General features: G+C 29.9%; 19 protein-coding genes and 1 riboswitch. Of the genes, 5 read left to right on the top strand and 14 right to left on the bottom strand.

The window, feature by feature from the left end:
* Positions 1 to 73 precede the first annotated feature (73 nt).
* Together CSPA_RS30005 and CSPA_RS30000 are read left to right on the top strand one after the other, a co-directional pair.
* Entirely contained in the window at positions 74 to 247 is a 174-nt protein-coding gene (locus tag CSPA_RS30005) for a hypothetical protein (RefSeq protein WP_015391467.1), read from the top strand.
* 853 nt (positions 248 to 1,100) lie between these two features.
* Positions 1,101 to 1,265, top strand: coding sequence for a hypothetical protein (locus CSPA_RS30000; protein ID WP_015391466.1), 165 nt, complete (start codon positions 1,101 to 1,103; stop codon positions 1,263 to 1,265).
* 84 nt (positions 1,266 to 1,349) lie between these two features.
* Here the strand turns inward: CSPA_RS30000 and amrS are convergent, their stop codons facing one another.
* The 3 genes from amrS to CSPA_RS29995 form a co-directional block, all read right to left on the bottom strand.
* Positions 1,350 to 2,336: an AmmeMemoRadiSam system radical SAM enzyme gene (gene amrS / locus CSPA_RS06720; RefSeq protein WP_015391465.1), complete on the bottom strand. Its 987-nt coding sequence runs from the start codon at positions 2,334 to 2,336 to the stop codon at positions 1,350 to 1,352.
* 71 nt (positions 2,337 to 2,407) lie between these two features.
* Positions 2,408 to 3,814: an AmmeMemoRadiSam system protein A gene (gene amrA / locus CSPA_RS06715; protein ID WP_015391464.1), complete on the bottom strand. Its 1,407-nt coding sequence runs from the start codon at positions 3,812 to 3,814 to the stop codon at positions 2,408 to 2,410.
* Positions 3,815 to 3,881: 67 nt separating this feature from the next.
* Positions 3,882 to 4,037, bottom strand: a complete 156-nt coding sequence (locus tag CSPA_RS29995) for a hypothetical protein (protein ID WP_015391463.1) — start codon at positions 4,035 to 4,037, stop codon at positions 3,882 to 3,884.
* Positions 4,038 to 4,451: 414 nt separating this feature from the next.
* Between CSPA_RS29995 and CSPA_RS06710 the strand changes: the two genes are divergently transcribed.
* Positions 4,452 to 6,473 (top strand): KUP/HAK/KT family potassium transporter, encoded by a 2,022-nt coding sequence (locus CSPA_RS06710; protein WP_015391462.1) that lies wholly within the window; start codon positions 4,452 to 4,454, stop codon positions 6,471 to 6,473.
* Between the two features lie 413 nt (positions 6,474 to 6,886).
* A complete protein-coding gene (locus tag CSPA_RS06705) occupies positions 6,887 to 8,878 on the top strand; it encodes a KUP/HAK/KT family potassium transporter (protein ID WP_015391461.1) in 1,992 nt (663 codons plus the stop codon).
* Positions 8,879 to 8,955: 77 nt separating this feature from the next.
* Here the strand turns inward: CSPA_RS06705 and CSPA_RS06700 are convergent, their stop codons facing one another.
* The 6 genes from CSPA_RS06700 to CSPA_RS06675 form a co-directional block, all read right to left on the bottom strand.
* Entirely contained in the window at positions 8,956 to 10,251 is a 1,296-nt protein-coding gene (locus CSPA_RS06700) for a C40 family peptidase (RefSeq protein ID WP_015391460.1), read from the bottom strand.
* Between the two features lie 366 nt (positions 10,252 to 10,617).
* Positions 10,618 to 11,082: a 6,7-dimethyl-8-ribityllumazine synthase gene (gene ribH / locus CSPA_RS06695; protein WP_015391459.1), complete on the bottom strand. Its 465-nt coding sequence runs from the start codon at positions 11,080 to 11,082 to the stop codon at positions 10,618 to 10,620.
* A 323-nt stretch (positions 11,083 to 11,405) separates the two neighbouring features.
* Positions 11,406 to 12,599, bottom strand: coding sequence for a bifunctional 3,4-dihydroxy-2-butanone-4-phosphate synthase/GTP cyclohydrolase II (locus CSPA_RS06690; protein WP_015391458.1), 1,194 nt, complete (start codon positions 12,597 to 12,599; stop codon positions 11,406 to 11,408).
* A gap of 50 nt (positions 12,600 to 12,649) precedes the next feature.
* The gene (gene ribE / locus CSPA_RS06685; protein WP_015391457.1) at positions 12,650 to 13,303 is read right to left on the bottom strand and encodes a riboflavin synthase; all 654 of its coding nucleotides are present in this window, start codon (positions 13,301 to 13,303) and stop codon (positions 12,650 to 12,652) included.
* Between the two features lie 14 nt (positions 13,304 to 13,317).
* Positions 13,318 to 14,406: a bifunctional diaminohydroxyphosphoribosylaminopyrimidine deaminase/5-amino-6-(5-phosphoribosylamino)uracil reductase RibD gene (gene ribD, locus CSPA_RS06680; protein WP_015391456.1), complete on the bottom strand. Its 1,089-nt coding sequence runs from the start codon at positions 14,404 to 14,406 to the stop codon at positions 13,318 to 13,320.
* 502 nt (positions 14,407 to 14,908) lie between these two features.
* Positions 14,909 to 15,025: riboswitch (FMN riboswitch) on the bottom strand.
* A gap of 50 nt (positions 15,026 to 15,075) precedes the next feature.
* A complete protein-coding gene (locus tag CSPA_RS06675) occupies positions 15,076 to 16,299 on the bottom strand; it encodes a DUF6398 domain-containing protein (protein WP_015391455.1) in 1,224 nt (407 codons plus the stop codon).
* Between the two features lie 335 nt (positions 16,300 to 16,634).
* Between CSPA_RS06675 and CSPA_RS06670 the strand changes: the two genes are divergently transcribed.
* The gene (locus CSPA_RS06670; RefSeq protein ID WP_015391454.1) at positions 16,635 to 17,618 is read left to right on the top strand and encodes an amidase domain-containing protein; all 984 of its coding nucleotides are present in this window, start codon (positions 16,635 to 16,637) and stop codon (positions 17,616 to 17,618) included.
* A gap of 105 nt (positions 17,619 to 17,723) precedes the next feature.
* On the opposite strand, the gene ltrA is transcribed toward CSPA_RS06670, so the two are convergent.
* From ltrA to rny, 5 genes are all read right to left on the bottom strand, one after another.
* Positions 17,724 to 19,139: a group II intron reverse transcriptase/maturase gene (gene ltrA, locus CSPA_RS06665; RefSeq protein WP_015391326.1), complete on the bottom strand. Its 1,416-nt coding sequence runs from the start codon at positions 19,137 to 19,139 to the stop codon at positions 17,724 to 17,726.
* 478 nt (positions 19,140 to 19,617) lie between these two features.
* Positions 19,618 to 21,048, bottom strand: coding sequence for an adenylosuccinate lyase (gene purB / locus CSPA_RS06660; protein ID WP_015391453.1), 1,431 nt, complete (start codon positions 21,046 to 21,048; stop codon positions 19,618 to 19,620).
* A 147-nt stretch (positions 21,049 to 21,195) separates the two neighbouring features.
* On the bottom strand, positions 21,196 to 21,456 hold the full coding sequence (locus CSPA_RS06655; RefSeq protein ID WP_015391452.1) for an HPr family phosphocarrier protein: 261 nt from the start codon (positions 21,454 to 21,456) through the stop codon (positions 21,196 to 21,198).
* A 115-nt stretch (positions 21,457 to 21,571) separates the two neighbouring features.
* Positions 21,572 to 21,832, bottom strand: a complete 261-nt coding sequence (locus CSPA_RS06650; protein ID WP_015391451.1) for a stage V sporulation protein S — start codon at positions 21,830 to 21,832, stop codon at positions 21,572 to 21,574.
* 157 nt (positions 21,833 to 21,989) lie between these two features.
* Entirely contained in the window at positions 21,990 to 23,531 is a 1,542-nt protein-coding gene (gene rny / locus CSPA_RS06645; protein ID WP_015391450.1) for a ribonuclease Y, read from the bottom strand.
* Positions 23,532 to 23,761 lie beyond the last annotated feature (230 nt).

Raw genomic sequence — 23,761 nt, 5'->3', positions numbered from 1 at the left:
TTCAATTACATTATAAGTATAGTAATTGCTTTTTATAAAGCAATAATTAATAAATTGTTATGGAGGGATCATTATGAATAATAAATCTTATTTTTCTAAAGTATGGAGTGCTATTTCTGTTTCACTTTTTAATAATTCAGGATACTCACATGATAGAAATGCTTTTGATAACAAACTTCATGATAATTACGATGTAACAGATACTACTGAAATAAGATTAATTTCTTCAAGAAGAACTTTTTTATAATATGTTTACTATACAATAATTCCCTTGAAATTTTATATAGGATTTCAAGGGAATTTTACTATTCATAATATTTATTAGATATAGATATCCAAATTAATAATTCAACTTATAAATGTAATATATATTTATTATTAAGAAATTATAATCTTAACACTACACTAGAAATCACATACATTTTTCTGGAAGCAGGCATGTGAAATTGAGCTGATGAGGTTCTTAATAGGGGCTTGTTTTTTTTACAGCTTGTCCAGATTTTACATCTGGAACACGCTGAAATGACGACAAGCCGCCATTTAGAACCTTACAGCGAAAATTTCACTAGTCCTGTGGAAGATAAATGTGTCTGATTTCGGTAAGTTTTGCATAAGTATAATTCTTGCATTGTGTATCTATAACCTTTTAAAAAAGCCTTTAATTTTCTACGTTTCTATTAATTTAACATTATAATAATATTATCTATTTGGCAATAACACTGATATAATCCTTTAGTTTATTATTTATTTCATAATTTTTTCCCATCTTATAAGCAATTTTATCAAATAATCTCACTGAATATTAAATTTACTTCCTATAAAAACAATATTTATTAAGATTTTGATTATATGACTGTTCCAATCCCTTGAAAACACTATATTCTGTGTTATTTTTATCAATTATTAAATTCTTCTAGTCTTTTATTATTATATATATAATCATAAATTAATTTCTATAATTTTCTACTTATTTTAAGTTAATTTTTTGATAAATAGGCAATAATCCAGAAATGCATTCTTTCTAAAATTCCTTTATATTATAAGTATAGCAAACGATATTCAAAAACATCAGCTAACTAAATTATTATGGAGGTATCATTATGAATAATAAATCTTATTTAACAAAAGTTTGGAACGTAATCTCTAGCACTATATTTTCTAAATCAGAATATGAATATGAAAAATATTCTAGACTTCATGATAATTTTAATAGAATAGATACTACAGAGTTAAGATTAATTTCTTCAAGAAGAACTTTTATGTAATAAAATTCACATAAGCAAAAGGTACTAAAAATTTCGTTTGAAATATTTAGTACCTTTTATTAATTTCATTATTTCCTCTAAGTTCTATAATACTATATTTATTTCTTCACCACATTTTCTGCATCTATTTTCATTAATAAATACATTTGTAACATATCCATTCCTCTCTACTAAGAGTTCATTACACCTTGGACAATATGTATTATTATCAACTCCTCCAATATTTCCCACATATACATATTTTAAATATTTTTCAGCCACTCTTTTTGCTTCCATTATATTTTCTATCTTTGTAGCTTCATTCTCCATTTTATACCTTGGAAAATATCTGCTTAAATGAAGCGGAATATTTTCATTAATGCTTGCTATAAATTCTGCTATTTGCCTTGCTTCTTCTAAAGAATCATTTTCATCACTAACTAGCAAGGTGGTTATTTCCACATGGCAATGCTTATCACATCTTTTTATTGTTTCTAAAACGGGCTCTAATTTTGCCCCACAAATACTATTATAATATCTATTTGTATATGCTTTTAAATCTATATTCATGGCATCCATATAAGGAAGTAACTTTTTAAGTGGTTCTTCATTTATATACCCATTTGTAACAACCACAACACTAGTATCTTCATTATTTTTTTTAATACTTTTAGCTGCGTCATACATATATTCATACCACATAAATGGTTCATTATAAGTAAATGCAACTCCAGCATTATTTTCTACATTTTTAATAATATCAATCAGTTTTTCTATATTTAAATATTGAGTTTCAGGCTTTCCTTGAGATATTTCATAATTTTGACAAAATCTGCAAGTCATATTACAACCAAAACTTCCAATTGATAAAATATCTCTAGATGGTTTAAAATGGTACAAAGGCTTTTTTTCTATTGGATCAACAGCTATTGAAGTTACTTCTCCATAATTTACAGCAAAAGGCTTATTAGCTTTTACAGTTCTAACTCTGCATATTCCAAATTTATCTTCAGCTATAATACATTGGTGAGGACATATTTTACATTTAATCCTCCCTTTATATTCCTCGTAAAATGGTATTTCTATATCCATAAATTAACCACCTCCCAAATTGAAATAAAATTAAATCTATATATTATTAATAGAAAAACTATTTGGGAGCATTATTCCTCCTTATATCTTACTACTTCAAATCTTTCTATATTATAATGCCCATCATAATCTATATTTCCTTTATCACATGCAATTTGAAGCTGTTCTTCTATAAAATCTACTCCTTCAAGATCTGGTAATAACAATCCTCTTCTCATTCCCGAAGATACAATAACGCCATATTTTTTAGGATCTAATTCTTCCTTTTTGCAAGGTTCTGCATCCATAAGAACATCTACTGATATATCAATATCTGCTAATTCTTCTTCTGAAACTTTCGGAAATCTTGGATCATGAATAGCTGCCTCTATAGAATTCCTTATAATTTCTTCTCCAACATTTGCTGTGGTAGGCATTATTGTTCCTATACAGCCTCTAAGATGACCATGTTTTTTTAAGGATACAAATACTCCATGCCTTTCCTTCAAAAGTTCTTCCGGCAAATAAGAAATATCAGCTATTCTTTTTCCATGAGAAAAATAGTAATTTAAATTTTCTCTAGCAAGTTTTACATATAGATTACTATTATTTATTTTTGTATTAAATTGTTCTTCTTTATGTTTAATTAATTCCTCTAAATAATTTTTATCCTTTCCATGTCTTTCAAGTTTCATTACTCCATATCCTACCCCAAAGGTTCCTTCATAGGATAAAAGTTCTCCTTTTATCTCCTTACCTTCCATTGCTCCTAGAAGTATATATACAGAATTTAATCCACACTGCCCTGCTTCACTTATCATATTTTTATTCATATTGAACGTTGCATTAACATCACCTTTTTCAATGTTTTTTAAAAGTTCACGATCAAATTTTTCTCCATAAGGTGAATAGGAATATGGCCCTTCTTCTTTTAGCTTATGTGATAGGTCTCCACTTGCTATTATAACTATTTTTCTATCTAACTTTTCTGCTACTTGCTTTATTTCTATACCAAACTTATACAAATTAATATCACCAATCATAGAATAAGTTATATGCACTACCTTATAATCATTATAATATTTGTTAACAAAGTATAGTGGAACAATAGTTCCATGATCTAGTTCATAATTCACTTCATATTTATTCAACAATTCTGAGTTTACAAGTACTGAAGGAATTCCTTCTAGATGACAAGCAGTTCCAAGCTCAATATTAAATTTTCTATCAATTTGAAGATCCATTTTTATGTTAGTACATCTAAATTGACTTAAATCCCCAGCAATTCTTTCTTCATCAGATATAGCTATTGCATCAGAAAACATAGCTGCATGGGGTGTTATAATTACTATTGTCTCAGGCTTTAGATCTGCTATTTCTTTTCCAATCTTATTGCAAGCTAAACTTGTACTTTCTATTTTCTTTTCTTCACCTTTTCCTATATCCGGAATAACTATTGGTGGATGTGGCATTAAATAATAACCTAATATATTTTCCATTTTATCACCTCTCCATAAAACTTAGTCATGCAAAATATTACCCCTATATTTTAATAATAAAAATATCTTAGTTATCATCCTTAGATTTTTCCCTAGCATTAACTTTTTCTAAATAATTTTTTTGCTCTACTATATTTTCTTCGAAATTTTCTACAGCATGCTTCGTAAAATTTCCTATGCTCATTATATTTTTAAATTTATCTCCATCATTATTTCTACTCATAATAGTATTCTCCTTCTTATATTTTAAGATTTTTATAGTTAATTAATATATATCGCAAAAAAGAACTGTTAAAGAAATGCGGATTTCCAAAGGAAATCAACATTGATTGATCATTGATGTCCTAAAATAGTACCCTGTGGGGTATTGAACATTGATAATTGCAATATATATAGTATTACAAAAATACAGAATTTTATAAGTTGCCTTTTTAGTCAATTGATTTTTCAAACATATTAAAACTTCTAAGTGGAAATACTAAACTAGTCTACTAATCAATGTGACTAAACTAATAATAATTGTGATAGTTTACATAATGATTGTGATAGTTTAAATATTAATTGTGCATATTTTTTCTGCTTCAAAAGCACTAATATAAATGCATTTACAAAAATATACTAAAAAGGAAGGTTGATTATGAAAACACTTTCAACTCATAAAGATGTTACTAAAAATCATGATATTACAAATCTCACTCTCAGTGGAATAATTGTGGCTTTGGGAGTAGTTTATGGTGATATTGGAACCTCACCACTTTATGTTATGAAATCTATACTTGAGGGTAATGGTGGCTTAGAAAATGTATCTGAAACTTTTATACTTGGTGCATTATCTCTTATTTTTTGGACTATCACCATTTTAACAACAATAAAATATGTTCTTATAACCTTAAATGCAGATAATAACGGTGAAGGTGGAATCTTTTCTCTATTCACCTTAGTACGTCATCGTGCAAAATGGCTTATTGTTCCAGCTATGGTTGGTGGTTCTGCTTTACTTGCTGATGGAATGTTAACTCCTGCTGTAACAGTAACTTCAGCAGTTGAAGGCTTAGATTTAATTCCTAGTTTTAAGGAGAGCTTAGGTGCTAATCAAGATAGCATTATTATAATTGTAATAGCTATTATAAGCCTTCTATTTTTTATCCAACATTTTGGGACTGATTTGATTGGAAAAATGTTTGGACCTATAATGTTCCTTTGGTTTTCTTGCCTTGCGATCTTCGGACTAATAGGAATCTCTCATGATTGGACATTATTGCGAGCACTTTCTCCTTACTATGGAGTAAGAACTCTTTTTAGTAATGAAAACAAACTCGGCTTCTTTATTCTTGGAAGTGTATTTTTATCAACTACTGGTGCTGAAGCGCTTTATTCAGATCTTGGTCATGTTGGGAAAAATAATATTTATGGTTCTTGGCCGTTCGTTAAAATATGTTTATTATTAAATTACTTTGGGCAAGGAGCGTGGATATTATCCGCAAAGAAAAATCCTACATTTCTCAATTCAGAGGCCTTAAACCCATTTTTTCAACTAATTCCATATAAATTTTTACTATTTGGCATAATAATTTCTACCCTTGCTGCTATTATTGCTTCTCAAGCATTAATATCTGGTTCTTTTACACTTGTATCTGAAGCTATTAAGTTAAATTTATTTCCTAGATTACATACTATGTATCCTTCAAGTTCAAAAGGTCAACTTTATATGCCTTCAGTAAATACTCTTTTGTGGATTGTTTGTGTTGGAATAGTTCTCTATTTTAAAAATTCTGCACGAATGGAAGCAGCTTATGGTCTTTCAATTACAGTCACTATGTTAATGACAACTATTCTTTTGTTTAATTATTTACTAAAACGAAAAACACCATTTTTTATTTCAATATCTATTCTTATATTCTTTGGTGTACTAGAGTTTTCCTTCTTTATTGCAAACATAGTAAAATTTATGCATGGCGGATTTATTGCTGCTTTAATTGCTTCTGCAATTTTATTTGTTATGTATGTTTGGATAAAGAGCTATTATATTAAAATGAGATTAATAGAAAATGTCCCAATTGAAAATTATAAAGGGCAGTTAAATCTTTTACGTCAAGATCCTGATCGTCCTAAATACACAACAAATCTTGTTTGCTTAACTAATAGCAGTAAACCCAAAAAAATAGAAAGAAAACTTATGTATTCTATTTTGGATAAGAGACCTAAAAAAGCTGATGTTTATTGGTTTGTTAATATTGTTGTTACTGATGAACCCTATTTAGCAGAATATTCAGCAGATACTTTTGGCACTTCCTATATCGTAAAAGTTCAAATAAAACTTGGTTTCAGAGTCGAACAAAAATTGAATGTTTTCTTACGTCAAATTTCAACTGAATTAGTTGAAAGTGGAGAAATACAAATTCAATCTAGAACTTATACTACAATGCCCGATAGAAAAATTGGTGATTTCCGCTTTCTTTTAATTTTAGAACAATTGTCATATGAATCACGATTAAATTTTTGGGAAGAATTTATACTTAAAGCTAAGCTGTTTATAAAGCGTTATACTGTTTCCCCTGAAAAATGGTTTGGACTTGAACACAGTGATGTTGATGTTGAAAATGTTCCACTATTTATTGGTGGAAATAACAATATTAAATTAAAAAGAATTTCAAAATAGCTAATCTATATTTATTATCTTCAATAAATCATATATTCCTATTATTTTATATAGTTATGTAATTTTTACCTTTTCAAAATAATTTGACTTATTTTTCTAAATAGTGTTATCATAAGAATTATTTTGGCATAAGGCACATGATAATAAATAACAAGTCCAAAATTGCCAATATAAGTTCCGATGTTGCAGCATAGCTACTCCTTTTTAAAGGTGCATATTTTTCATCAGGGAAGGAAACAAAATGGCCTCATAGCAAGCCTATTATAAGTGAGAGCACAAATCTTGTATTTGGCTTCAACTTAGTTAAATTGCGCATGCAATTTAACCTCCTCTGATGATGAAAAATAGGCTAGCAAGTGGACTTGTTATTAATTGGATAGTGCCTAAATTATACTATAAAAGGAAGATTGATTATGAAACAAAATAACATTAACAAACTTACTTTAGCTGGAATTGTTGTAACCTTAGGAGTTGTTTATGGAGATATTGGAACTTCTCCTTTATATGTTATGAAATCTATCTTAGAAGGCAATGGCGGCCTACAAAACGTATCTGAAAATTTTATTCTCGGCGTCTTGTCTATGGTTTTTTGGACTATAACTATTTTAACAACAATAAAATATGTTATCATCACTTTAAAAGCCGATAATAACGGTGAAGGTGGAATTTTTTCTCTATTTACACTAGTCCGCAATCGTGCAAAGTGGCTTATAATTCCTGCAATGATTGGTGGTTCTGCATTACTAGCAGATGGGATGCTAACTCCAGCTGTAACTGTAACCTCAGCTGTTGAAGGTTTAGATCTTATTCCAAGCTTTAAAGAACTTTTTGGTCATTATGAACATAGTATTATAATTATTGTAATAGCTATTATAAGCCTACTCTTTTTTATTCAACATTTAGGAACTGATTTAATTGGCAAAATGTTTGGTCCAATTATGCTCATTTGGTTTTCTTCTTTAGCCATATTTGGCATCATAAGTCTTTCTCATAATTGGACATTACTACGTGCACTATCACCATACTATGCAATTAATACTCTTTTTAGCAGTGAAAATAAATTAGGATTTTTTATTCTTGGCAGTATATTTTTATCTTCAACTGGTGCTGAAGCACTTTACTCCGACCTTGGTCATGTTGGTAGACGAAACATTTATGGTTCTTGGCCATTCGTTAAAATATGCTTGCTGCTAAATTATTTTGGACAAGGTGCTTGGATATTATCAGCAAAAAATAATGCTAAATTTTTAGGATTATCAGAATTAAATCCATTTTACCAAATGGTTCCTGCTAGTTTCTTAGTTTTCAGTATAATAATTTCAACCCTTGCTGCAATAATAGCTTCACAAGCCTTAATTTCTGGATCTTTTACACTTGTTTCTGAAGCTATAAAGTTAAATTTATTTCCTAGACTGCATACAATGTATCCATCTAGTTCTAAAGGACAATTATATTTACCTTCAGTAAATAAAGTTTTGTGGATTGTTTGTATTGGAATAGTCCTTTACTTTAAAAATTCTGCGCATATGGAAGCTGCTTATGGCCTTGCAATTACAGTAACAATGCTAATGACAACTATTCTTCTCTTTAATTATTTATTAAAGAAAAAAACTAACCTAATTATTGCTATTAGTATTCTCTTATTCTTCGGTGCTTTAGAAATTTCATTCTTCCTTGCAAATATTGTTAAATTTATGCATGGTGGATTTATTGCTGCTTTAATTGCTTTTTCAATTTTATCTATTATGTATATTTGGATAAAAGGATATTATATAAAAATGCGTTTGATTGAGCATGTTCCTATTGATGATTATAAAGATATCTTAGATCAATTACGTCAAGATAAAGACCGTCCTAAATATACAACAAATCTTGTATGTTTAACTAGCAGCAGTAAACCTAAGCAAATTGAGAGAAAGATAATGTATTCTATCTTAGATAAAAGACCAAAAAAAGCCGAAGTTTACTGGTTTGTAAATATTGTCGTTACTGACGAACCTTATGTGGCCGAGTATTCTGTTGATACCTTTGGAACTTCTTATATTGTAAAAGTACAAATTAAACTCGGTTTTAGAGTAGAACAAAAATTAAATGTCTTTATGCGTCAAATATCAACTGATTTAGTTGAAAGTGGTGAAATAGATGTCCAATCCAGAAATTACTCTATAATGCCTGATAGAAAAGTTAGTGATTTTCGCTTTCTACTAATTTTAGAACAGCTTTCCTATGAATCTGACTTAAACTACTGGGAAGAACTTATACTTAAATTGAAACTATTCATAAAGAGATATACAGTTTCCCCAGAAAGGTGGTTTGGTTTAGAACATAGCGATGTTGATATTGAAACGGTTCCTTTATTTTTAGGACATCATAATCATGCGGTTTTGAAAAGAGTTCCAAAATAATTAACAATTTATTTAATTTAAAAATAGCTGTCCACAAAATTTGGACAGCTATTCTAATAATCATTTTATTTTCTATATTAAAGAATTCTTCTTCCAGCGTAAAAACTATATACTGGTCCTACCTTAACTACATCTCCAGTTTGTGGCGCATGAATCATTTGGCCATTTCCAACATAGATACCAACATGGCCTGCATGTGGAAATACTAAATCTCCTGGTTTAAGTTGGTCTTGACTAACAGGTTGTCCAACATTTATTTGAGTATATGTTGTTCTTGATATATCTACTCCCGCTGCATGTTCATAAACATACTCTGTGAATCCTGAACAATCAAAATTACTCGGACCTGTTGCTCCCCATACGTAACTCTTTCCTAAATGTTTATAGGCTTCATTTAAAATTGCTTGAGCATTTCCAGCTGCTGGTGCTGATACTGAAGAATTTGACTTCTTATTACTACTACTAGTAGACTTTGTACTAGTTGAACTTACCTGAGCCTGTGCTTGCCTTTGACTTTCTGCAGCTGCTTTTGCTTCTTGGTCTTTCTTTTTAGAAGCTGCTGCTTTTCCTTTTTGTATCTTATCATTTATTTCTTTGGTAACAATTGGGCTCTTAATCTGATTGTCCCTAATACTAGCTAACTGACTAACGGCTCCTTCAATATCTGCTGAAGAACTATTCGAACTATCTATAACATCAAATTGGGTCTTAACTGCATCTCTTTCCAGTAATGATAAATATTCTACATCAAACTTACTCTTTTCAGTCTGTGCCTCAGCTGCCAATTCTTGCTCTGCTTTTTTATTACTTGCTAATTGATTTAAATTGTCCTGAACTTCTTTATTTAACTTATTTATTTCAGTTTTTTTATCGTCTAAAGATTTCACCTTATCATTTAACTCAATTCTTTTACTCTTAATACCATCTATGTACGATTTATCTTTTTCTATAATTGTTCCAACGGCTTGTACCCTTGAAAAAAATTCACTTGTAGAATCTGAATTAAGTATGAAATTTAAATAATTAAACTCTAAATCTCCTGATGAATACATTATCTTGACTCTTTTTCCTAAAGCTAAATCCAAATCATTGATATCTTTTTTACATTGTTCAATATCTTTTTTGGTATTTTCAGTGACAATATTAATATTTCTTATTTCTGCCTTATTTTTATCAATTGATGCTTGCAATGGTTCCATTTTCATATCTAAATCATAAATTTTAGCTTCAATATCTTTTATTTTATTTTCTATATCCGCATATTTTTGTCTTGAAGCATCAAGCTGTTCATTGCTTGGTGTTGCTGATACTGGTATTAAGTTACCAGAAATTATTACTGTTGCTAAAACAAGTGCTAAAATTTTATTTTTCATATCTTATCGGTTTAACTAACCCTTCCCCCTTTATTTTCCCCTTGTACCACATAATTATATCATTTATAACACGCTTCAACAATCTTCCTATCTATTATGATCTTATATTACATTGCTTATATCTAGATTCTTATTGAGTATTCTAACTTATTCTTTGATTATGTTGAAATTCCTTTAGTTAACAAGATAGTATAATTGTTTTTGTTGCGTAAATTACAAAATAGCCTATAAATGTACATTATATTATTATATTACACTGATATTAATATTAGCACAATATTCAACATAAAATAACAAGTCAATTATTAGAGTTAATCTAAAATATGATTAATTCCAATAATTGACTTGCTACTTCAATTTACATTTTTACTTTATAGCTCGAAGCAAATTAGCCATTTCTATTGCTGAAACTGCACATTCATATCCCTTATTCCCAGCTTTAGTTCCTGCTCTTTCAATTGCTTGTTCAATGGTATTCGTTGTAAGTACGCCAAATATAACTGGCTTTTCACTTTCAAGAGAAACACTAGCAATTCCTTTTGATACTTCTGAACAAACATAGTCATAATGAGAAGTTGCACCTTTTATTACTGCTCCTAAGCAAATCACTGCATCATATTTATTATTTTGGGCCATTTTCTTAGCTACTAATGGAATTTCAAAAGCACCCGGAACCCATGCAATATCAATATCAGCTTCATTAGCTCCATGTCTTTTTAATCCATCTAATGCACCATCTAATAATTTACCACCAATAAACTCATTAAATCTTCCTACTATTATTCCAAACTTTAATCCTTCTGAAACTAAATTTCCTTCAAAAATATTCATTACACTTTTCCTCCATTGCTTAATATTATTATATATTCTAATTATCAATTGTTGATAAATTATAATCTCGACACCGCACCAGAAATTAGATACATATTTGTGCAAGCGGCATATGAAATTAAGCTGTGATGGTTATTAGTGGAAGGTTGTTCCACTTTCTGCTTGTCATAAATTTACTTTAGGAACATGCAGAAATGGGTGCATCCTTCCACTTAGAACCCATCCAGCGAAAATTTCATTAGTCCGCTGTAATAAATATGTGTTTAATTTCGGTAGTTCCGCATATGTCTAATTCTTGCCTTGGATATCTATACATTAAATTATTATAAATTTATTAAATGATTCATTCTTTCCTTTTTTGTTCTTATATAAAACTCATCATTTTTATTTATAGGCATTTCTATTGGAATTCTTTCAACAACATTAATATGATTTTTTTCAAGATCTTTAATTTTAGCAGGATTATTTGTTATTAATCTAATGTTGCTTATTCCTAATATTTTTAGCATATCAGCACTAACTTTATAGTCTCTCATATCCTCTTTAAATCCTAAAGCCAAATTTGCATCTACTGTATCTAAACCAGTATCTTGCAAATGATATGCCTTTATCTTGTTTAAAAGACCTATTCCTCTTCCTTCTTGTCTCATGTAAAGAAGTATCCCCCGACCTTCCTTTTCTATCATTTCCATTGCTGCAGCATATTGTTCACCGCAATCACATTTCCTAGAACCTAAAGCATCTCCAGTTAAACATTCTGAATGAACTCTTGTTAGTACAGGTTCATCAGTAGTAATGTCTCCCTTTATTAAGGCTAGATGGCATTTTGAAGAATTCTTCTCACTAAAAGCCAATATCTTAAAATCACCATATTCTGTTGGTAAATAAGCTTCTGCTTCCTTGGTGACACTAAAATTATCCTGTTTTCTATATTTAATCAAATCTTCTATAGTTAATATCTTTAAACTATGTTCTTTTGCAAATCCAATCAAATCATCTCTTCTAGCCATTGTGCCATTATCATTTATTATTTCACAGATAGCTGCTGCACCTTTAAATCCCGCAAGTTTTGCTAAATCTACTGCCGCTTCTGTATGTCCTCTTCTTTCTAATACCCCATCACGTTTAGCTATCAAAGGAAATACATGACCAGGCCTTCTAAAACTATCTCTTTCATTTGAATCTACAAGTTTGTTAATTGTATAAGCTCTTTCGAAGGCTGATATTCCTGTAGTTGTATCTTTATGGTCTACTGCAACCGTAAATGCAGTTTCATGATTATCTGTATTTTTTTCAACCATTGGATTTAGGCATAATTTAGCTGCTATTTCTTCATCTACTGGTGCACATACTAATCCTCTTGCATACTTAATCATGAAATTAATATTTTCTCCAGTAACCATTTCAGCAGGAATTACTAAATCACCTTCATTTTCTCTTCCTTCATCATCCACAATTATAACCATTTTACCTTCTTGTATATCTTTAATTCCTTCTTCTATACTATTAAATTTCATTTTTAATCTCCTAACTACTAATTCATTTTCATAACTCTATAACATGTTTTTCAGAAACCACTATTTTTTAAAAATTCCATAGTAATATTACTACTTTCTACTTCTTCATTTGATTTATTCCCTGTAAAAAGCTTTTCTATATATTTTCCTACCAAATCGCATTCTAAATTCACATTAGAATCCATTTTTTTACCTGGAAGAATTGTATTGTCCAACGTATGTGGTATTACTGAAACTTTAAAAACTAAGTCATCCACATAAGCAACCGTCAAACTTATTCCATCTATAGCAATAGATCCTTTATATATGATGTATTTTAATACCTCCTTTGGAGCCGAAATAGTAAACCACGTTCCATTACTTTCTTCCTTTATTGAAATTATTTTTCCAACTCCATCAATATGTCCACTTACTATGTGTCCACCTAGTCTATCGCTTAATTTTAATGCTCTTTCAAGATTTAACTTATCTCCTGTTTTCAACCTCCCCAAATTGCTTTTAGCTAAAGTTTCCCCCATTACTTCTGCCTTGAACGAGTTAGTACTTATTTCTTTAACAGTTAAACAAACTCCATTAGTTGCTATACTATCGCCTATCTTTGTACCTTCCAATACATTAACACATCCTACTCGTATTATCCCAAAGCCGTTTACGAAATTAAATTCTTGTACAATTCCTATTTCTTCAATTATTCCAGTAAACATCCTACCCTCCCTAATTACTTCTTTTCTACATATCCTTCTACCACTAAATCTTTTCCTACAGTTCTATACCTCATATCAATTAAGTTGACTGCTTCACTTAGTTTCGAAAATCCCTTTCCTGATATGCTACTCTTGCTATTCGTTCCCCCCAATATTTTAGGAGCTATATAAAAAACCACTTTATCTACAATACCTTCTTCAAGTGCAGAAAAATTAAGTGTTCCACCACCTTCAATAAGTATTGAATCTATGCCTTCCTGCCCAAGTTTATTAATAAGCTCTTTTAAGTCCACCTTATTATTTTTACTTGGTACTTCTATAATTTTCATTCCTAATTCTCTTAGCTTTTGTTTTTTATTTCCATCAGCATTTATAGTAGTTGCAATAATTGTTTTTTTATCACTATTTAAAATCACTTTAGACTCTAAAGAGATTCTAAGTTTAGTATCTACAATAATCCTAATTAAATTCTTATCTTTATTAATTCTGCAAGTAAGCTCTGGATCATCAGTAATAATTGTATTTATTCCAACCATAATGGAATGTAGCCTATTTCTTAGCTTTTGCGAATCCTCTCTTGATTCTTTAGAGGTTATCCATTTAGATTCGCCATTATATGTTGCTATTTTACCATCTATGGACATTCCACTTTTTAGTACTACGAATGGCAATTTTGATGTAATGTATTTAATAAAGATTTCATTTAACTTTTTACATTCCTCTTCTCTAATTCCAACTACAACTTCAATACCATGCTGTTTCAATTTTTCTATGCTTTTTCCTGCAACTAGTTCATTTGGATCTAACATTCCAATCACGACTTTTTTAAATCTTTTTTCAATTAACAAATCTACACACGGTGGAGTTTTTCCATAATGAGCACATGGTTCAAGTGTCACATAAATGGTACTTCCCACTACATCTCTCACTGCATTCTTTATAGCATTTCTTTCAGCATGAGCCATTCCATAACATTCATGATATCCTTCTCCTATTATTTCATTATCCTTAACTATGACTGCTCCAACTAACGGATTAGGATTAACTCTACCAATACCTTTCTTTGCTAATTCTAATGCTCTATCCATATATTTCTCATCCAAACTCATCATCTCCCATTTAAATCATTCTTTACATCTTTTGTATTTCTCATAAACTCATCTATATATAATTTTGTAATAATTAGAGATTTTTATACGCGCAAAAAAACTCTGAAAATTTGAATCTCCAGAGCTCTGATATAGCAGTTATAATATTTATAATAAATTTTAAACAATTTATTTCTATTAGTTGACGTTATAATTAGCTTAAACTATCTTTCAAAAAACAATTTATGCTTAATGTTCAATATAATATAAATAAATAATCTAGTAATTCTATACCCACTATTGATAGTAATATAACCTTATCAATAACTTATTTTATTACCTAGTATTATTAATATCAAACTAACATCAAAAACCCTGAATTCAATATAAATTCAGGGCTCAAATAAATTATAGTATTGCCTTAATACGCTCAATAATAATAAAATTATAAACGCTTAACTTTAATTCTAATCGCAATACATATATTTAAAATTTTAATTTTAAATATTATTTATATAACTATCTTCTATCATCCAGACTATAACTGTAGGCTTCGGAATCTAACCGAATCTGCTTTTTAAAGCTAGCGGGCTATACCGCCAGTAGGGAATCTCACCCAACCCCGAAGATTTTTTATTTAATTTTCTGTTACAGAATACCATATTGTAATATATATGTAAAGTATTAATTTTGTATTACCATATCAAAATCTTTTTTCTTTTCTTTTACCCATTTAATTAAATCAGCGTCATTCCATACTTCTAATCCTAGGCTAGCATACTTCATAGCTTCCTCTTCGCTACCAAATCTAATTAATCTTGGCAATAAATTTGGTACCTTTTTTTGTTTTAAAATATATGGTATAACATGAGGATTTCTCTTATATGCTCTTCTTAATGCATGTTCAGCATTTTTAACTTCTTTTGTTTTATATAATAAAACTGCATTGCTATAATGAATAGCTGCTAATTTATCTTTTTCATACTTTTCTATCAAACTTTTTAATTGCTCATATTTCTTTTCAATAAGAAGCCAATTAACTACTATACTCCTTACCATTAAACTATCTTTTTCATCATATTTTAAAATTTCAAGAGCACTTTCTATTGCTGCCTCTCTTTCTCCACTATCCCATAAATGAATTGCCAAATTATATTTAGCTCCAAAAAAAGGTTCGGCAATTTTTGAATTAAGCAGTTCAGGCTTAGCATTTTCTAAATTATCAATTTTCAAAACATTTTGCGCTGCTTTTACTGCTTTTTCTAAAAAAGCTCTTCTTTCATCAGAATTCAAGTTAGAATCTTTTGATAAAATAATATATGCATCCGAACAATCTTCACATATTGCTAATGCTTCTTTAGCATATTTTGCTTTGTTCTTATAATTTTTTTGTTTCCATGCATAATCAACAATTTGCTGTGCCATTATGACATTCTTTTCTACTGTAAATTTTAATTCTTCTTTTGTTTCATTTTTAACTTCTTCTGTTGTAACAGCTACCTCTTCTTCAAACACATTATCTTTTGTGCTTTTAGATTTATCAGTCTCTACTATAATCCATTGCTTATCTTCTTTTGATAAATTCAATAGATTTTTCACTTCCTTAGACTTACTAGAACCTGTACTACTACTAACATTGAATGCCTTATATAAATCAACAGCTTTAATGTATGGTACTCCTTTTGAATCAAATAAATCATTTAATGTTCCTATTGCATGTACCACTCCAACTGCCCATGAAGCACTTTTCCCCTTTTTTAACTGCTCTACATTGTTTAAACAAAGTGTTTTTGTAGCTAAAGTACAAACTCTCATATACTCTTCATTAAGATATTCATTTGTAAAACTTTTCATCATCTTAATTATTTCTTCATATCTATCAGCTATTACGTTAGATAATTCTTGCATTCCTTTTTATAGCTCCTTTATAAAAATCTTCATAAATTTTGTCCAACTTACAATAATATGTAATTTGTAAGCTCACTTAACAAATTTATATATTTTTCTAAATATAATTTGATTATTTTAATATAAATTTATAGTAATTTGTAAAAAACTCATTTATATTGTATTATAGCATATTTATTATAATTATTATATCTACAAGTTAAATTTTTTACTTTTAGATTTTAAGTAATCAAAAGAATTTTTGTGTACATATTTTTTAATTTCAATCGTGTATATATTTTTTTAATTTTCATCATACATATATACTATTAACAATTTTAAATCGAGAAATATTAATGTTATCAAAAGTTTTATATGATTTATGTCATCTACTTTCAACTCCTTATGATAACCTCAATTTAGTTCCTGATATGTCTCCTTATATTAATCATTTGATTTTAGAAAAAATTTACTTAGATAAACTACAACTTTATAAATATCGGAAATTTATTAATTCAATACTTGAAAATATTCATTTCACCTATAAATATAGTATTTTAGAAAAGAATAAAGAAATAATAAAATTAAAACTCAACTTAAGAATCTGCTTCAAATTAAAAAATGCTCCAACTAAAATAATTTCTTCCTATATTTCTGAATATATTACTATTTTAGAAAATTTGCAAAATAATTTCAAAATACAACTTTTGATTGAAAATGAAGATAATCCTATTTTATATAATTACTTATTAGACACTCCTTTATCTAAAATAAAGTGTTTAAAATATTATAAAGATGACTTTGTCATTGAAACAAATTTCCCCCTAATTAATTCTACAAATGAAACCTTCAATACTTGTGAATCATCTTTTTATCTTAGTGCAAGAGATAGAGACTCTTACAGTTTTAATATTTTATCTGCTTGTACTTACGCGGAAACCTTTGCATTAACTCCAAATCCTGAATATAAATATTTTGAAGGTATTGGAGGTGACTGCACCAACTTCGCTTCTCAAATACTTTATTCTGGTGGTTTAAAAAAGAATAAAATATGGGCCCCTTATACTAATTCCTGGATTCGGGTACAAGAGCTTTACTCTTATTTGATAAATAATAATTTAGCTATTAAGGTTCCTAACGATAGTTTGTTATCAAAAGGTGATTTAATTCAATTTTATACTCCTAAAATAGGCCGCTACTTTCATAATGGATTCATAACCTACAAACTACCAAATAACGATTGCTTATATTGCTGCCATAGCTATAACAAACTAAATTATCCTCTTAGTGAGATATATCCAAATAAGTATCCAACACTTAGAGCCTTAAGATTTCAATAAAACTAATTTTCCAACCACAATCGAGTAGGAGGAAAACAATTATTTTGTTTTCCGACCTCTCACACCACCGTACGTACCGTTCGGTATACGGCGGTTCATCAGAATTTAATGTCTCATTTGATATGTTTGTGTTAGACTAATAAATCCTAGAGATTCTAGGTATTTATTGTTTAAAGACTTGCTCAAAATTGGGCTTTTGGATATTCTCCAATAGCCTTTTCTTGTATTTGCATATTCCCATGCTTTGTATTTATCGATTCCTAATTTAGCCAGATTTCTTTGTTTAGTGCTGATCTTCTTCCATTGTTTCCATATGCAAGCTCTTAGTCTTCTTCTAATCCATTTATCTAGTTCAATTAGCTTTCCGCGTGCGTTAGCAATTCCATAGTAATTAATCCATCCTTTTGTGATTTGATTTAATTTGTGTAGCCTGTATTCCATACTAATTCCTTTATTTCTGTTAGTATAGAATTTGACCTTTTCCTTGAATTTCTTTATAGATTTCTCATGGATTCTTATTTCTGCTCCGCTTTTCGAGAAGTAAAACGAAAATCCTAAAAACTTTCGTTTTGATACAAAGTCTACTGCACTTTTATCCTTGTTTACTTTAAGTTTCAAATTATTTTCAATTATATTGGTTATAGATTTCATTACTCTAAACCCTGCTCTTTTGCTTTTAACATATATGTTATTATCATCTGCATATCTACAAAATTTGTGACCTCGTCTTTCAAGTTCTTTATCCAATTCATCTAACATTATATTAGCTAATAGCGGACTTAACGGACCACCTTGTGGTGTCCCTTCTTCACTTGCTACCGAGACCCCATTTATGAGAATTCCGCTTTTAAGATATTTTCTTATTAGAGATAATAACCTTTTGTCTTGTATCTTCTTTTCAAGTTTGTTCATGAGAATATCATGATTAACTTTATCAAAGAATTTCTCTAAATCCATATCTATAACCCATCTATTTCCTTGAGTTATATACTGTTTTGATTTCGTTATAGCGTCCTTTGCTCCTCTATGAGGTCGGAAACCGAAACTATTTTCGGAGAATAGAGGTTCATATATTTTAGATAATACTTGAGCAATTGCTTGTTGAATTAATCTATCTTGTACAGTTGGTATTCCCAAAAGTCTAACTCCACCATCTGGTTTAGATATTTCTTTTCTCCTTACAGGTGACGGATTATATTTACTTTCTAGTAGTTTAACTTTAATTGTTTCCCAGTGTTTCTTGATATGCTCACGAAGTTCATCGGTCTTCATTCCATCAACACCATGACTACCTTTATTGCTAATTACTCTTTTAAGTGCTAAAAGCATATTATTTCTTTCTAGAACTTCTTCAAGTAATCTACTAGTATCAAATGCTCCATCGTTTACGCTTTCTCTATTTGGTAAAACCCTAGAATTACTCGGCACCTTTGATTTACCTTGAAGTTCCACTTCTACTTCCATCAATTGGTCTCTATATTGAGTTTTCTGCTTTCTTTGCAATTTCTTTGATTTATCCAAAGTTGTAAACCTCCTAACGTTCAGTCCTTCATCCGCTATCGCGATTAGCGGAGTTACTATGACTTCTGCTGACTTCTGATAGTTCAGCTATATATCACTATATAGGTTGTGACCTAGAAATTTAATTCTTATGGTACGTATCTATCAGATCTCCCCAGGTAAGAACACGCACTTTCACCTCATCCATCTGCTACATTTACTCAAGCTACTTCGGATAGTTATAGGGCTTTACTTTGTTTTGCAAGTTTACCCGTAGCTTTGAGCCTCAAATGTAATTCGTGTACCTCAGACCAAGGCTTTGCCGCCGACTTCCTTCAGATTCCATCTCACGATGGACACCCTTGTCTTAGGCTAATGGTTGGCACTATCAGCCCCCATTACGGACTTTCACCGATTAGTACGTACCCATGCTGGGCACACAAAACAAGGGGATTGAAAAATTGCTTTTCAATCCCCTCTTCATTTAAGTATCTATTAATTAAACATTTATTTCACTTTTAATTTTTAAAGCTTCTTCATTATTATCAATGATTGGATTCACATATTCTTCAATAAACTCTATAACCTGGCCTGGTGCTCTTCCAACGAATTTAGTCGGATCAATAATTGCTAAAATCTCATCTTTAGAAAGACCAAATGAAGCATCACCTATAATTCTATCAATCAAGTCATTATCCAGACCTTCGCCTTTTACTCTTTGAGCCGCAGCCATTGAGTGTACTCTTATTTGTTCATGTAATTCTTGTCTATCCTTACCTCTTTTTACAGCTTCCATCATTATGTTTTCAGTTGCCATAAATGGTAATTCTCTAAGTACATGCGATGCTATTACCTTATCATATACTACCATATTTTCAGCTATATTAATGTATAAATTCAACACCCCATCTAGAGCCAAGAACCCTTCTGCTACAGACAATCTCTTATTAGCAGAATCATCTAAAGTTCTCTCAAACCATTGAGTTCCTGCAGTTATAGCTGGATTTAACGCATCAACTATAACATATCTCGCCAATGCACTAATTCTTTCACTTCTCATAGGATTTCTCTTATATGCCATAGCAGATGATCCTATTTGATTCTTTTCAAACGGTTCTTCCATCTCCTTCATGTTTTGAAGTAACCTTAAATCGTTACTAAATTTATATGCACTTTGCGCAACTTCTGATAAAGTATTTAATACTATAGAATCTAATTTTCTTGGATAAGTTTGACCTGTAACTCCATAACTCTTTTCAAATCCCATTTTTTCTGCAACTATTGTATCTAATGCTTTAACCTTACTTTCATCTCCATCAAAAAGTTCCATAAAGCTAGCTTGAGTTCCAGTTGTTCCTTTTACTCCTCTAAGCTTTAAAGTCGATAATAAGAAATCAATATTTTCAACATCCATAACTAAATCTTGCATCCATAATGTAGCTCTTTTACCTACTGTAGTCAATTGAGCTGGTTGAAAATGAGTAAAACCTAATGTTGGCATATCTTTATATTCTAATGCAAATTTTTTTAAATGATTCAAAACAGTAACTATTTTATTCTTAATTAAATTTAAAGCATCTCTCATTATTATGATATCTGTATTATCTCCAACATAACAAGATGTAGCTCCTAAATGTATAATTCCTTTTGCACTTGGGCATTGTAATCCATATGCATATACATGGCTCATAACATCATGTCTAACTTCTTTTTCTTTTTCAGCTGCCACTTCATAATTAATATCATTTATATGATCTCTTAGTTCTTTAATTTGCTCTTCTGTTATATTTAATCCAAGTTCTCTTTCTCCTTCAGCTAGAGCAACCCATAATTTTCTCCAAGTTGTAAATTTCATATCATCTGAAAAAATAAAACTCATTTCTTTAGATGCATATCTTGAATTTAATGGTGTACTATATAAATTTCTCATCAAAAAACCTCCACACGAATATATTTTATTCTTTTCGTTTCATCATTCGTATTATATCATATCTTTTTTATATTTGACTATCAAATTTTAAAACTAATATAAAAAAAGGTTCCATATTAAAAAATACGGAACCTTATTTTACATATATTAGTCTTCTAAAGTTTCAACTAATTTTACGATTTCTTCAACTGCTAAAGCTTCGTCATCACCTGAAGCTATAACTTTGATCACTGCATCCTTAGTTACTGCTAAAGATAAAACACCAATTAAGCTCTTTACATTTGCTTTCTTTCCGTTATATTCAATACTAACGTCAGATTTGAATGATGAAGCTTTTTTAACTAATAATGTTGCAGGTCTAGCGTGAAGACCAGATGAATTTTTTACTGAAACTTGTTTTTCTATCATAATATACACCTCTTTTATTAAAAATTAATACATATAGCGTTTAACTATTATAGTATAATCGTTTTTATTAATAATTTCAACTTAAAAATCACCGCACATGTTTTAAAATAGCTTTCTATCTAGGTTGTACTATTAATTTTATTGCTGTTCTTTCTTCCCCATCTATTTGTATATCTGTAAATGCAGGTACACATATGATATCTTTTCCACTAGGTGCTATAAAACCTCTTGCAATAGCAATAGCCTTAACAGCCTGATTTATTGCTCCTGCGCCAACTGCTTGTATTTCTGCAGTGTTCTTTTCTTTTATTATTGCTGCTAGTGCTCCAGCTACAGAATTAGGATTTGATTTTGTTGATACTTTTAATACTTCCATTTTTGTTATTCCTCCTAGAATTTATTATGCGAATCGTTTACATTAATTATATTCTATATTTTATCTTAAATTCCTTTTCTAAACAATATTTTTTTTAAATTTGTTTATTAAAAAAATGAAGCATATTTCATTTTAAAATAAAATATACTTCATTTTATTACTTGGCAAAATCTACTGCTCTAGTTTCTCTTATAACATTAATTTTAATTTGACCTGGATATTCAAGTTCTTCCTCGACACTCTTTACTAAACTACGTGCCAATTCAACTGTTCCAGCATCGTCTACTTTATCTGGTTTAACCATAATTCTAATCTCTCTACCAGCTTGAATGGCATATGACTTTTCTACACCTTCATGTGAATTTGCAATTTCTTCTAACTTTTCCAATCTCTTAATGTATGCTTCTAATGTCTCTCTTCTAGCTCCTGGTCTAGCTGCTGATATTGCATCTGCTGCTTGAACTAGTACAGCTTCTAAAGATTGCATTTCTACATCTGAATGATGTGCTGCTATTGCATTAATTACTAATGGTGATTCATGATACTTTTTAGCTAAATCTCCACCAATTAAAGCATGAGGTCCCTCTTGCTCTTGGTCAACAGCTTTACCAATATCATGTAGTAATCCAGCTCTTTTAGCTAAAGTAACATCTAAACCTAGCTCTGAAGCCATTAAGCCAGCTAAGTATGAAACTTCTATGGAATGTTTTAAAACATTTTGCCCATAACTTGTTCTATACTTTAATCTACCAAGAAGTCTAATAATTTCTGGATGTAGTCCATGTACACTAGTTTCAAGAGCTGCTTGCTCTCCTTCTTCTTTTATACTATTTTCTACGTCTCTAGTTGCTCTTTCAACCATCTCTTCGATTCTTGCTGGATGTATTCTGCCATCCACTATTAACTTTTCTAGTGCCATTCTTGCAACTTCACGCCTAATTGGATCAAAGCTAGAAAGAATGACTGCTTCTGGAGTATCATCAATAATTAAATCTACTCCTGTTAATGTTTCCAAGGTTCTAATGTTTCTTCCTTCTCTACCTATTATTCTACCTTTCATCTCATCATTCGGTAGTGCAACAACGTGTACAGTTGATTCTGACACATGATCAGCAGCACATCTTTGGATCGCAGTTGTTATTATTTCACGCGCCCTCTTCTCTGCTTCTTCTTTTGCCTTACTTTCAATATCTTTTATCATTAAGGCAGCATCATGTGTGATTTCTTTCCTAATCTCATCTAAAAGAATCCCTCTTGCTTCTTCTGTTGAAAGTGCAGCTACTCTTTCAAGTTCCACTCTTCTTTCATCATAAAGCTTCTGTACCTGTGCTTCTACTTGATCTAACTCAAGCATTCTTTCATTGATTGTTTCGTCCTTCTTTTCAAGAAGTTCACTCTTTTTATCAAGAGCTTCCTCTCTTTGAATTACTCTTCTTTCAAGCCTTTGAATCTCATTTCTTCTGTCACGAGACTCCTTATCAAAATCATTTCTTAATCTATGAAGTTCTTCTTTTGCTTCAAGGATAGACTCTTTTTTAGTTGATTCTGCTTCCTTTTTAGCTTTATCTAAAACTTCCTTTGCTTCTTTTTCAAGCGATTCAATCTTCGCTTTTGACGTATTTTGAATCGTTTTATAAACCACTATTCCCAATACTAATAGAACAACAATATCTATTAATATCATTCCAGCTATTTCCACATAAACACCTCCTAATTTATTATTTTCTCATTATATTACTAACAAGAAAGTATAGTAGGTGTCATATTCTTCTCACTGTATTTGGAATATGATAAACCAGTATTCCTTTTTATTCTATATGAAAAACAATATTATGTCAAGTTTGCTCATATAATGGGCTTATCCTGTATCGTGCTGTATTAGTGGCATTCATCAACATTTGCACTTCATACTAAATACAATATTTTTTA

It is taken from the genome of Clostridium saccharoperbutylacetonicum N1-4(HMT) (assembly GCF_000340885.1).
Taxonomy (GTDB): Bacteria; Bacillota; Clostridia; order Clostridiales; family Clostridiaceae; genus Clostridium; species Clostridium saccharoperbutylacetonicum.
Note: the sequence above shows the minus strand (reverse complement) of the source record. Positions and strands in the feature narration are given on the sequence as shown.